Raw genomic sequence first — 13,587 nt, 5'->3', positions numbered from 1 at the left:
ATGTTTTACTTATGAAAAACTTTAATGACGGGGGTGAAGCAATTTGGCCACCAATCCAGTCCATCCTGTTTGATGTGAAGCCCCAATTCCTTTACCATTATCTCCATTAAAATATTCAAAGAAGAGGATATAATCTTTGAAATAAGGATCCTTATTCAATAGGTCAAATTCACCTGCAAGGGGTCGTTTGCCATCTTTGTCCATCCGGAATATTCTTACAAGTCTTGCTGCAAGCTCATCCGCCACCTGGTCAAGCGTCAGGAATGTTCCACTTCCCGTTGGATACTCAACTTTTAAAGCATCTCCATAATAATAATGATAACGTTGCAATGATTCTATAAGCAGGTAGTTCAGTGGGAACCAGATAGGACCTCTCCAGTTAGAGTTGCCGCCAAACATGCTGCTATCAGATTCGCCCGGCAGATATTTTACGCCAAATTTATTTCCCTCCACCTCTATTTCAAATGGTTTTTCCTCATGGTATTTAGATAGTGCCCGGATACCATAATCGCTAAGAAATTCCGTTTCATCAAGAACCCTGCGAAGTATGGCGATAAGTTTTTCGGCCCTAATCAATGATAGCAAATGCTTTGAATCTTTCAGGGTGCTACTCCATTCAGAGATCACGGTTGCGTATGATGATTTATGCTTCAGGAACCATTCCAGCCTTTGCACAAATTCTGGTATTTGTTCGAAGAGGCTGTGATCAATTACTTCAACTGCAAAAAGCGGGATTAAGCCAACCATTGACCTTACCCTTAATTTCTGTTCTGAACCGTCGGGCTTTTTAAGGACATCATAAAAGAACTGGTCTTTTTCATCCCATAATCCGGATTCCCGTTCACCGAAGCTATTGACGGCTTTGGCTATATAAACAAAATGTTCAAAGAACTTCGTGGCCATGTCGGCATACACATGATTATGTGTTGCCAGTTCCAGTGAAATGCGAAGGAGGTTGAGGCAATACATGGCCATCCAGCTTGTACCATCACTTTGCTCAAGATGTCCCCCGCCCGGAAGAGGCGCACTGCGATCAAAGACCCCGATATTATCCAGCCCAAGGAAACCTCCCTGGAAGATATTGTTCCCATCATGGTCTTTCCGATTAACCCACCAGGTAAAGTTCAGCAGTAGTTTATGGTATACACTTTCGAGAAAGGCTATATCACCTTTACCATCATTATTGACCTTATCAATTTCATATACCCGCCAGGTAGCCCAGGCATGTACAGGAGGATTTACATCACCAAGATTCCACTCATACGCTGGAAACTGACCATTGGGATGCATATACCATTCTTTCGTTAGCAGGAGCAGCTGGCTCTTAGCGAAACCAGGGTCGAGATATGCAAGCGGTATACAGTGAAAAGCAAGATCCCATGCAGCATACCAGGGATACTCCCATTTATCAGGCATGGAAATGATGTCGGCATTATTGAGGTGGGTCCAATCGTGGTTGCGACCCCATGTACGATGGAATGGCGCAGGTTTTTTGGGGTCGCCATTCACCCATTGGTCTACATCGTAGTAATAAAATTGTTTGCTCCAAAGCATTCCAGCGAAGGCCTGTCTTTGGATCATCCTGTCTTCGGCCGAGAGTACGACCCTTTGTTTATCGGCATAGTATTCATCATTCTCTGATATGCGACGCCAGAATACCGCATCATAATCATGGAATGGATGATCAAGTGCATGTTTGGAAAGCCGGAGTTGAAGGGTCACAGTTTCACCTGCCCCTACTACAAGATTATAATGTGCAGCGGCCTTGGTACCAGATTTCGACTTATTGAGAACAGTTCGCTTGCGGTTTACAACATAATCATTTATACCATCCTTTGCTACTGGTTGTATACCTTTCTTACCATAAAGTCTTTTGGTATTGGTCTCATTTTCGCAAAAGAGAAGCTCATTATTTCCGTTACAATAAAGATAATAATGCCCTATACGTTGATGATGAATTTTGATATATCCTGCGCCTTCCGCTTCCATGGTGGGTTTGTAATCATCACGGCCCCATGCCCATGTATTCCTGAACCAGATAGTTGGTAGTACAGAAATAGGAGCTGCTTCTTTATGGCGGTTTGCAATTGATATCTTGATGAGAATATCAGTTGGGTCTGCTTTTGCATATTCAATAAAGACATCGAAATAATCGCCTTTGTCAAATATTCCGGTATCCAATAGTTCATATTCTGGTTCTTCCCTGCTACGCTTATCATTTTCCTGGTAAAGCTGATCATATGGAAACGCTCGTTGGGGATACTTGTAAAGCATCTTCATATAGGAGTGCGAGGGGGAACAGTCGAGGTAGTAATAAAGCTCCTTAACATCTTCCCCATGATTTCCCCTGGGTCCTGTAAGTCCAAACAATCTCTCTTTCAGCCAGGGGTCTTTTTTATTCCAGAGAGCCAGGGAAAAACAAAGATTCTGGTGGTCATCGGAAATACCGCCAATACCGTCCTCTCCCCACCTGTAGGCATAACTCCGGGCCATATCATAGGAAACCGCCTCCCAGGTATTGCTATCCTCGCTGTAATCTTCCCGTACAGTACCCCATTGGCGGTCAGACACATAAGGTCCCCATTTCTTCCAGAGCGGATCATTCAGTCGTTGCTTCTCTTCATTCATCAGCTTGCATTTGTCATTTCGGTCAGGCCCAAAGATAAGGACTGGGCAACTTTCACATTATCCCAATAAATATGTACCTTAAGGCTTAATCCTAAAGCTTCTGTATGAAAAAAGTAGCAGATATACTGGCACGCAAAAACCGCCAGCTCATCAGTGTTGTACCCTCCACTACTGTTTTGGATGCATTAAAGATCATGGCAGACAATAACATAGGCTCTATCCTGGTTACGGAAGATGATCAATACAAAGGCTTGCTGACAGAACGGGACTATGCGAGAAAAGTGATCCTGAAGGGTAAATCCTCAACTGATTCCATGGTTTCAGATATCATGAGTACTGATCTTCCAAGGATTAGTCCCGATAGTTCCATTGAAGAATGCATGCAACTGATGTCGGTCAATAATATCCGTTACCTCCCGGTATTTAATGATCAATACCTGGTGGGTATAATTTCAGTTAATGACGTCATTAAAGCAGTTATAGCAAACCAGGCAGAAACGATATCACATTTGCAGTCTTATATACATTCTTAGGAGAAAAATAAGCGGATTATAAACCTGATCTTCTTTTTCGGCAGCCAACTATAGTTTGAGGAATTCAACTCTTCGGTTCTGCGCTTTACCTTCAGCCTTTGCGTTATCGCCCACAGGTTGTGAAGCTCCTTTGCCATCTGTTTCTATCCGACCCGCATCAATTCCAAAATCAGTAATCAGGCTTGCTTTTACCGCTGCTGCTCGTTTTTTGGAGAGTTCCATATTTGCCCCTGCATCACCATCACTATCGGTATGTCCTATTACTTTAACCTTAACACTCTCATTTTCTTTAAGTACGGAAGCAAGATCCTTTAATGTTCCATAGGATTCAGGTTTGATCTTATCTGAATTAACATCAAACAGAATTCCCGTTGTTGAGTATTTCCCTTCATTTATAAGTTTATGGCGGGTATCAGGGGCGCCAACAGCAAGCCTGATGCCGCTTATAAGATAGTGATCAGCTTTGTCGTGATATCCACCCAATGCAAACAGAAGGGCATTCAATTTAGTGGATGGTGGAATTGCTTTTGGCAGATCAAACACTTTTTCTTCGTCAACATAGATCCGCATCCGCTGGTTCTGACGCCAAATTGATATATGGGCTATATTATCCGTTTTGGCGTGAAACTGACTCACATCAACTTCATTCTTCATTGATTCCTTACGATTCTCGATCCAAAAAAATTCCAGGCGTCCAGATCCGTTTCCAGCACTTGTTGGATGGATTGAAAAGCGGGCACCCTTATTATCTGAGCGAATGAAGCGACCCCAGTTTTCGAATTCTGAAGGCTGATTGAGTTGAACCATATTCACCATTAAGGCAGTGGAGTAATAACTAAAAGGATCAGTGCACATGAGATCAAATTCCAATGTAAAGTTCTCGGGAAGGTCCTTAATGAATTCAGGATGGAATATTCCCTCTTTCGGAAGTTTAAGCCAACGTGCATCAGTTCCCTCCACTGTTACAACCTCTCCCCCGGCATTGGTGTTCCAATGCATGGGAAAGTCGCCTACTGCATCTTTACTAAAGTCCTCAAAGACTACCAGTTTCTCACCTGCAACAAAATCGAATTTGGAATAAGACTTAAATGATCTGGTAGAAGTTCCCTTCGAATCAGTATCACCAGTAGTTTCTTTATCATCGGCTTCATTTGGATCGCCGGCTTTCTTCTTCGTTTTTTCGTCTTCCTTTGCAGAAGTATCCTTCTTTTTTGGTTTTCCATCTACTGTTTTATCAATAGCCTCATCAACTTTCTGGTTGGCTTTCTGCTTCAACTTCCATTCAGCTCTTTTTTGTAGATCTTTAATTAGCTGCGATTGAACTGGTCTGGAGTAGATTAAAAATAGAAGACAGGCAAGAGAAATCCGGATAAGCCATTTCATAGTAACTGTTTTAGGTATAAGGAATGCCTACATTCAGAGCTACCGGTTTTTCAAAGGAGGTAGTAAGATAAAAACTTTATCCCCGTATATGAAATTAAAATAATCTATGTTTCACCACTATTCGATTACAGGCTTTTCTTTAACCGCCACCAGGTCTTTAATATCTACCTGCATAGGAAGAAGCCCGATTTTAACCACAGCTCGTTTTCCCCTTAATTCAATCACCTCGCCTACCTGGTGGTTCCGTTTCATCTTTACTTTAATACCGACCCTTATATCACCTCCCACTTCATCAAATTTTGATTCAATTTTTTTCTGAAGTTTATTTACCACTTGTTTCTCATCCTTTTTGAAAAGCAACGAGAACATTTCTTTCATCACTTTTTCTTTATCAGTAGTTTTTTTCCACTCAATCAGGATCTGCTTCATCTTGCGATCCATATCCTTGAGTTGGATCATTTTTTCTTCTGAGATGCGGTTCTGTTCTTTAAGCAGTTCAACTTGCTGACGGTGTTTTTCCTTATCAAGCACCTGCTCCATTTCTTTTTTCAGTCGCTCATTCTCTTTCAATAATTTGTTTAGTTCCTTTTCTTTTAACTCAAGTTCCCGCAGATCCTGTTCAGTACGGTTAAGAAGGCGATCGAGGCTAAAGTGATCTTCATCCACCATTTGCCGGGCCCGTTCAATCAATCGTTTTTCAAGCCCGATCCGCTCTGCAATTGAAAAAGTATAAGAGCTACCGGGCTTTCCGATAATCAACTTATACATGGGCATCAGGTTTTGCTCATCAAAAGCCATGGCTCCATTAATTATTCCCGGCGTTTTATTCGCCATCACCTTAAGGTTAAGGTAATGGGTGGTAACGATACCCATGGCATGTTTGCGTGCAAGTTCTTCCATGATCACCTCTGCAAAAGCGCCACCCAGGTTAGGATCTGAGCCACTTCCAAGTTCGTCAATGAAGAATAAGGTTTTACCATTGGCCGTTTCCATGAAATGTTTCATGTTCTTGAGATGGGAACTGTATGTGCTTAGTTCAAATTCAAGGCTCTGGGTGTCACCAATATGTATCATCAGCTGTTTGAAGATGCCGAATACAGATGAGGGATGAACAGGTACTAGTAATCCTGCCTGTACCATCATTTGGTTCAGGCCTATGGTTTTCATAGTTACTGTTTTTCCGCCCGCATTTGGGCCGCTTATTACAAGGATCCGGTTCTTGTCGTCGAGCGTAAGACTAACAGGTATAGTGGGTTTTTCCAATCTCTTATTATAAATAAAGAGCAAAGGGTGGTAAGCATTCACTGCGTGGATATGAGCTTTGTCCACCACCATAGGATATTCACCATTATAGTCCTGGGCGAGCCTGGCTTTTGCGCGTATAAAATCATATTCTCCGGCAACCTGAAGATAGGTCTTGAGTAATTCGGCATGGCCCGATAAATCAGCAGTCAGAGCCCGGAGAAGGCGGTAAATTTCACGTTGTTCTTCATTTTCAAGGGAATAAACTTCGTTGTTGAGTTCTATGGTTTCTTCGGGTTCAATAAAGGCAGTTCTTCTCGTATCACTTTCACCGTGAAGGATTCCTTTGATCATTCTTTTTTGTTCTGCAAACACTGCAAGCACCCTTCTTCCGTTAAGGAAAGATTCCTCAATATCGGCGAGGTAACCTTGTTTATTAAGTTTCTGAACCACTCGTTCAAATACCCGGCGAAGGTCTCCCCTTTTTTTGTAAAGGCTAACCCGGATGCGCCTTAATTCCTCCGAAGCATGGTCCATTACCACACCCTGGTCATCAAGAATCTCGTTAATCCGATCTTTGATCTGTTTTTCATAGTAAGTGCCTTCCAGCACCAGCGCAAGCCCGTTATAAGCGAGGCGGCGCTCATTATCGAACCACCGGAAGATATTCTGGATATTTTCAGCGAGTTTGCGAATATGTACAAATTGTTCGCCCGACAACACCGCTCCTGGAATACCCAGTAATTTTAGTTCGCGGGCCAGGTTTAGTACAAAGTCGTTGGGGAAATATACTGAGTGTTGTAATAACTGACGAAATTCATGGCTCTGCCGAAGTTCTGTTTCGATGAATGACAACCGCGTATGAATCCGTAGACCCAGGCTTTTCTGCTTTGCATATTCTGTTTTGCAATGCTGTTCGAGCAGGGTCCGGATCTTTTCGAATTCCAGTTGTACGATAGCCGATTCAGGAAATAGTTTCATAATCAAGTAATCCTGGTAATGGTGAATTACCCGGACCGGCAAAGTTAGCGTTATTTCGATTTCGGAAAAGCAAAGCAATACCAAAGAAGGCTGAGGAAAACCAAGTATGAGGAACTACAATAAAAAAACCGGACGCGTATGCATCCGGTGAGTTAAAAATCTTCTTTTTTCAATGATCATAAGTAAAAGTGTTCATCACAGTTACTTCACCATCCAGGAACTTTACTTTTAGCCAATCCCGCATTCCTTTGATGATAATGACATATGCATTTTTTTCATCAATATTAACTTCAGTAACCTTGTCGAGAACATAGCCTTTGAATTCATTCTGAACAGACTGGGCAACATCTTCGGGCAATTCTGTGGCGGGATAATATTGGATCATATAATCAAACTGTCCCCTGTCATTCATGCTGGTACGGATGATTCTATTACCCTGGTTAAAATAGAATTTTGTTTTTTTACCTTCCCTGTACCAACTGGCATTAGATGCACTTGGGAAAGCTTTGTCAAATTTCCGGAAGAGATTTTTGTCTAATAAAACCAGGGCATTAGCAAAACTTGTCATTGGAGAAACTGAGGAATCATGGAGGATTCCAAAAGTGCTGGATGGAGTGCTGCGCAATTCGGGGTTTGCATTTACAACACTGGTTGATGTTACTCCCAGCAGGAGTATCGCGGTCGCGATAATTGCAATTTTCTTTTTCATAATAAAAGGTTTCGATGTGGTAATTAAGGTTTAGAAGCACAACCCAAATTTACCACTATCAGCCACCCTTTCCATGGTCATCTTCCCCAAAAAGGAGGGGTATTTTCCCCACCAATAAATTGTTAAGAGATTTTCTTCGGCCTGAGTCTCGCACGGCTTTTATTGAAAACATTCTGGTCCTTCATGATGCCTTTACGCAGTATTTTCTGTTCTTCTTCCGGCAGTTTTATAAAATCCTGGCATTCCTCACTGCAACATCCTTGGTAGGTGAAGCCACATTTACTACATTGGATGAAGAGCAGGTGACAAGCTTCATTGGCACAATTAACATGGGTATCGGCTGGTTCACCACATTGATGGCAATGGGCAAGCACTTCCTCACTGATTCGCTCTCCCATTCGATTATCAAATACAAAATTCTTCCCCCTGAATTTATTTTTCAATCCTTCTTCCTTAACCTTATTTGCGTAATTGATTATACCGCCTTCAAGGTGAAATACATTTTTGAAACCCTTATGCAAAAGATATGCACTTGCCTTTTCACATCTTATCCCACCTGTGCAATACATGATGATATTCTGATCTTTATGCGCCTCCATCATTTCTGCAGCCATTGGTAATTGCTCCCTGAATGTATCACTGGGTACTTCTATTGCTCCATCAAAATGACCCACTTCATATTCATAGTGGTTTCTCATATCAATGACGATGGTTTGTGGGTCATCAGTGAGATGATTGAATGTAACAGCATCTACATAACGGCCTTTACGACGCATATCAAATGCAGGGTCATCAATTCCATCTGCTACGATCTTATCACGCACTTTTATTTTCAGCACCCAGAATGATTTTCCGTCATCATCCACAGCTATGTTCAGACGCAAACCATTTAGTTCAGGAATGGAGTACAGGTACTGGCGAAGCGCATCAAAACCGGATGAAGGAACGCTTATCTGCGCATTGATCCCTTCATTAGCAACATAAATCCGACCAAATACTTTCAATGCATTCAGCTGGCGATAGAGTTGATCACGGAACTGCTGCGGGTTCTCAATAAAAAAATATTGGTAAAAGGAAATAGTGGTCCGGGGTTCGGACTCTTCCATTAAACGTTTTTTCAGCTCCTCCTGGGAGACACGATTGTGTAATACGGGCATCTTTATTTGAAATTTTAAGGACACTTACCTTGTGAACAAAATTTCCTGAACGGATGCAAAATTAATAAAACAGTTTGAGTTTACTGGCTAATAACTTTTATTGTCTTTGATTATTCATCGTCCATCTGGCCAGGCTTCCGGTAAGAGCACCTAATCCCCCCACAAGGGCGCCGATTAAACCTGTAAGAAGAATCAGTAGAAATGGATTATCCTGCTTCAGTATTACCATTGATACTTTAGAAGCCAGGATATCTTCGTTAGCGGAACTTATATACCATGCCATGGTGGTCCAAAAGAGAAAAAGGGATAGAAATGCCGACAGGAAAGCTTTTCCCGGATGTTGGTATATGAATATCGCAACAATAAATGCTGCCGCTGCAATAATCCACCAGGGTAAAAAAAGACTCAGGGCAAAGCTAAGAAGAGCTGTTAGGAGAAGGGAAATCAGGAATTTCATCTGTACTTGTTAGTTGTTTCAAAATTGGTCAGGCTGCTCGGAAACGCATAGTCCAACGGATTCTTTTGTCTTTGTTTTCTTCTTTTTTCATCATCCACAGTCCATAGTATTTCCCTGCGGCCCAGTCGTCAATAAAATTATCATAATATCGACTACCCGGATTGCCGCTTTGTCCGCCCGGATAAATTCCATATGCTTCGATACCATCAGTCATGTGTACAACCATACGCCAGCTTGGTCCGTTATCGCGGTTGGTTGCATTAATTATTCCCTTTCCACCACCTACAGGTACATGCAATCGGCTAAGCGGATCGATGACTTTAAGAAGATGTGTGATACGGGTATCTTTTGCCTTCTCCCACTGTCCTCTTCCTTCCCGCTCAAGCCGTGATAGGGAATCACTTGCTTTTTTCAGAGAAAGTGCAAGCAAATCCTCAAGCGACTCTTTTGCAGGAGTGTTGATATCATCAGTGAATTTATAGGCACTGTCATTTTTCAGAGATTCAACCAGTGCGTATTCGGATGGCCAGGGCAAAGGAACGCCGGCCAATGAGAATTCGTCATTCCAGATCAACTGTTGTAGTTGCTGCCACCATAATTCGAAAACAGTTGCTCCCATTGATCCGATATCATTTCTCAGGTCCCAGCTTCTGAAGGTTTCAAAATATTTGCGTGCTGTTTCATCCAGTACGTTGGTATTAGTACGAAGCAGAATTTCCCTTGCAAATTCTGCCTTCACATTATAATTATCGCACTGCATCTTCATCATTTCCTCGGGCGTAATTTGGGATGCACTATCAAGCATTCTGTTGATTATATAACCACGGTAAACTGGAAATACATTTCCTGTATAATAAGGATAACTGCTATCAGTAGAAAGCTGGTTTGCACTACTCACATATCCACGTGGCGGATTAACCATATGGGGGTTTTCAGACTGGGGAATCATTGCCTTCCACATATAACTGCTGTCGGTACCTGGCATAATAAAATCTCCCTGCCGCCGCCATTTTGCGGGGAATTCCCCCTGCTGCCAGATACCGATATCACCACTGCGGGAAGCAAAAATGCAATTTTGTCCGGGGCAGCTCAGGTTTCTGATAGCAGCAAGATATTCTTCATAATTTTTTGCATGGTTAAGGCCATAAAAAGCAAGGCCATCATTACTGCTGTCATGTGCTTTCCATCTTACGGCGAGATTGCGAACTTCCCTTTCTGATGCTTTGAAAGTATGGTCGTACATAACAGGGCCGAAGTGAGTATATACAACAGTGTCTCTCAGAACTGGCTGCCCTTTAATGCGTATGATCTCCACCCGTTTGGTGGATGGTTTCCATTCGCCATTATAGAGATATGCATTATTTCCCTGGTCCTGGAACTGTATCTCATAATAATCTTTCACATCACGGCCAGCATTTGTAAATCCGAAAGCAATATGTTCATTGAAACCGATGATCACATTTGGTGAGCCCGGAAAGCTGGCCCCATAGGCACTAAATTCCGGAGTGGTTAGCTGCATTTCGAACCATAAGGAAGGTAAGTTTAGACCCAGATGTGGATCATTTGCCAGTATCGGGCGGCCGCTTTTTGTTTTGCTTCCAGCTACAGCCCAGTTATTACTGCCATTTTCACGGGCGGGTTTAAAAGGATCAGCAGCAGTGAGACTATCATTACGAAATGAATAATACAAAGAATCCGCATTTGCAGGTGGAGACAGATCTACTACGGGTGCTGCCGGATAAGGATTTTCAATTGTATTAGGAACAACTGGTTTAAGTGAGTCTGACAGGATATTAAATATTGATTCAAAATCAACTTTAGAAAAATTATCACGTGCATTGGAGAATTCAAGGTCATCTTCCCTTCCTGCAAGATCATAGCTCATATATTTCAGGAACAAAGCTGTTTTAAATGGGGTCCACTTTTCGGGATAATACCCCAGAAGTTTATATTCAAGAGGCAACTCTGCTTCGGTCATTTGATCAATATATGCATTCACTCCATTGGAATAGGCCTCGTATTGTGCTTTAGACGCAGGTGATTTCTCCATTTCCGCCATAGAGCGTTCTGCGGCGTACACCATACCCAGCCTCCGCATGCTTCGATCATATTGAAGAATTCTGCTATCCGGACCCTCTCCCAAAATTTCACTAAGCCTACCCGCTGCAGCATGTGTCTGGAATTCCATCTGCCATAACCTGAATTTAGCATGCAGGTAACCCTGAACGAAATAGAGATCATCCTCCTGTTCGGCAAAAACATGTGGAACAAGTCTTTCGTCTATGTATACATCAGTATTGCCTTTTAATCCACGAATACTAATGTCACCATCAAAGGATGCATCAACTGCTTCGGCGTTCTGCCAAACCCCATGCTGCGGGCTCAGCAGTTTACCCAGCGGGGCTGGTAAAACCTGGCTACCATTCAATACGTATATTAATCCGATGGTAAAGAGTGCGGCACCAGCCAGGAAGAGTAATCTCATTGGGACTTTATTGCTTTGGCTAAAAATAATATTAATTTCTATTTAACAGGTTTATGGGTAAACATCCTGATGTTTTTGATGTCTTATTTATGACCCTGGACCTCATCTATAAACGCATCATTATGAAAACAAATTATACCAAACAATTTTTAAGCAGCAAAACTATATTGGGATTGCTTTTTATGGTACTTCTGGTTCTCTTCATGATGAAATAAGCTATTGAAGGTGCCCGATAAGCCGTTGGAGTTCTTCCGTGGTATTATAAGCGTGTAATACAATCCTCAAACGTTCCTTTCCCTTCGGTACACTTGGATACATGACGGGCCTTACATCAAACCCGGCATCCTGAATTTTCTCTGCCAACAATCGTACCGCATCATTCCCCGGTAAAATCACGCCCTGAATGGCGGTATTTGAATCCAGTTTTTCATGAACAAGTACAGCATCACGAAAGATACCAATAAGTTTATGCAGGTGTATTCTTTCTTTCAGCATTTCCGGAAACTGCTCATATGCATGTTTGATAGCAATTAAACTAACCGGGGGTAATGCCGTGGTGTAAATGAATGATCGGGCAAAATTAAGCAGGTACTCCCTAAGAAGCGTACTCCCCACTATTGCCGCACCATGTGCCCCGGCAGCTTTTCCATATGTATATATTCTGGCAAAACATTTAGCATGCACATTATGCTGCTGGCAGCAACCTTCCCCCCTTTCTCCAATTACACCAAGGGCATGGGCCTCGTCAACAACAAGATGGGCACCATAACGGCCACAAATATCCGCGATTTCTTCCAGCGGAGCGATATCACCATCCATTGAAAAAACTGATTCTGTTACCACAAATATCTCACCGTCTATTCCGGCATTTTGGATTGACTGCCTTGCATGTTGAATTTTGCTAATCAGTGACGATATAGAATTGTGTTCGAATGGCCATGCTGTTGCATACCCGAGCCTGATACCATCTCGTATTGACGCATGTGAAAGCTTGTCATACAGAATGTAGTCAGTTTTTCTTCCCAGCACTGAAAGTATTCCTGTATTAGCATCATAGCCTGAATTAAACAACAGCGCGGCAGGGGCATCATGAAAATTGGCAATTATTGATTCAATACTTTCTGCCATTGCGCTGTTTCCAGATAATAAACGTGACCCGGTACTTCCATGCGACAAGCCTTCCAGGGAAAATTGCGGTGATTTATTAAAATCATTTTTTCGGGAACTGCGTGCCAGGCCGAGGTAATCATTGGAACAGAAATCGGTCATTTCCTCGCGTATGGTGAGTTGCCTTAAAGCACCCTCTTTCCTTCTTTCCTCAAGTTTCCTTTCAAGAAATGCTTCTTTCATCCGGAATATTTAATTTACCGGCAAATTAAGGCTCATGATGGAATTGACTGAAAATAGCGACGTAAAAAATATCCTGGGCTTACAATTGCCTACAGATCCCAGATGGGTTGACCTGGCTGCCATTTCTCTAGAAGCCGTATTAACCGATCATGCCTATTGTGAACAAAAAGCTGCCACTACCTGCATTTCACTTATACAGAAATACAGTGACAGAGAACTGATGGTCAGGGAACTAGCTCCTATTGTATCAGAGGAATGGGGGCATTTCAGGCTGGTACTGCAGGAATTGAATAAACGGGGATTGAAACTTGGAAAACAAAGAAAAGATGAATATGTAAACCAGTTGCTTATTTTTCAGAAAAAAGACGGCCATCCGGAGGACCGGTTTCTGGACAGGCTATTAACTATGGCGCTTATTGAAGCACGCAGTTGTGAAAGATTTAAAAGATTAAGCGAGGGATTGGGTGATGAATACCTTAGAAAATTTTACCGTCGTTTTATGGAAAGCGAAGCAGGTCATTACAGGCTATTCATAGAACTCGCAGAGCATTATATTGATCGGGTAAAAGTCCGACACCGATGGAATGAATGGCTCAGGCATGAAGTGGAAATAATGCATACCCTTGAGGTCAGGGGTGATCGTATTCATTAAGATTATAAAT

General features: G+C 42.3%; 10 protein-coding genes. 2 read left to right on the top strand and 8 right to left on the bottom strand.

Annotated features, from left to right (window positions below):
- Window positions 1-21: 21 nt before the first annotated feature.
- Window positions 22-2,628 (bottom strand): MGH1-like glycoside hydrolase domain-containing protein, encoded by a 2,607-nt coding sequence (locus tag V6M43_RS10020; RefSeq protein WP_332734844.1) that lies wholly within the window; start codon window positions 2,626-2,628, stop codon window positions 22-24.
- A 104-nt stretch (window positions 2,629-2,732) separates the two neighbouring features.
- Here V6M43_RS10020 and V6M43_RS10015 point away from each other — a divergent pair, with 104 nt between their 5' ends.
- Window positions 2,733-3,161 (top strand): CBS domain-containing protein, encoded by a 429-nt coding sequence (locus V6M43_RS10015; RefSeq protein ID WP_039132638.1) that lies wholly within the window; start codon window positions 2,733-2,735, stop codon window positions 3,159-3,161.
- A 48-nt stretch (window positions 3,162-3,209) separates the two neighbouring features.
- Here the strand turns inward: V6M43_RS10015 and V6M43_RS10010 are convergent, their stop codons facing one another.
- The 7 genes from V6M43_RS10010 to V6M43_RS09980 all read right to left on the bottom strand — a co-directional run bounded on the left by V6M43_RS10010 (window position 3,210) and on the right by V6M43_RS09980 (window position 12,925).
- Entirely contained in the window at window positions 3,210-4,544 is a 1,335-nt protein-coding gene (locus V6M43_RS10010) for an OmpA family protein (protein ID WP_332734841.1), read from the bottom strand.
- Window positions 4,545-4,661: 117 nt separating this feature from the next.
- Complete coding sequence (locus V6M43_RS10005; RefSeq protein WP_332734839.1) at window positions 4,662-6,767, bottom strand: endonuclease MutS2; 2,106 nt, start codon at window positions 6,765-6,767, stop codon at window positions 4,662-4,664.
- Window positions 6,768-6,936: 169 nt separating this feature from the next.
- Window positions 6,937-7,476, bottom strand: a complete 540-nt coding sequence (locus V6M43_RS10000) for a hypothetical protein (protein WP_332734837.1) — start codon at window positions 7,474-7,476, stop codon at window positions 6,937-6,939.
- Between the two features lie 122 nt (window positions 7,477-7,598).
- Window positions 7,599-8,633 (bottom strand): oxygen-dependent tRNA uridine(34) hydroxylase TrhO, encoded by a 1,035-nt coding sequence (trhO, locus tag V6M43_RS09995; protein ID WP_332734835.1) that lies wholly within the window; start codon window positions 8,631-8,633, stop codon window positions 7,599-7,601.
- 97 nt (window positions 8,634-8,730) lie between these two features.
- A complete protein-coding gene (locus V6M43_RS09990; protein ID WP_332734833.1) occupies window positions 8,731-9,090 on the bottom strand; it encodes a hypothetical protein in 360 nt (119 codons plus the stop codon).
- Window positions 9,091-9,118: 28 nt separating this feature from the next.
- Window positions 9,119-11,575 (bottom strand): penicillin acylase family protein, encoded by a 2,457-nt coding sequence (locus tag V6M43_RS09985; RefSeq protein ID WP_332734831.1) that lies wholly within the window; start codon window positions 11,573-11,575, stop codon window positions 9,119-9,121.
- A gap of 216 nt (window positions 11,576-11,791) precedes the next feature.
- On the bottom strand, window positions 11,792-12,925 hold the full coding sequence (locus tag V6M43_RS09980; RefSeq protein ID WP_332734829.1) for an aminotransferase class I/II-fold pyridoxal phosphate-dependent enzyme: 1,134 nt from the start codon (window positions 12,923-12,925) through the stop codon (window positions 11,792-11,794).
- Between the two features lie 34 nt (window positions 12,926-12,959).
- On the opposite strand from V6M43_RS09980, the gene V6M43_RS09975 reads away from it, so the two are divergent.
- A complete protein-coding gene (locus V6M43_RS09975; protein WP_332734827.1) occupies window positions 12,960-13,577 on the top strand; it encodes a tRNA-(ms[2]io[6]A)-hydroxylase in 618 nt (205 codons plus the stop codon).
- Window positions 13,578-13,587 lie beyond the last annotated feature (10 nt).

Origin of the sequence: Flavihumibacter sp. (assembly GCF_036676075.1) — a bacterium.
Lineage (GTDB): Bacteria > Bacteroidota > Bacteroidia > Chitinophagales > Chitinophagaceae > Flavihumibacter.
This window is presented reverse-complemented; position numbering and strand designations above follow the sequence as displayed.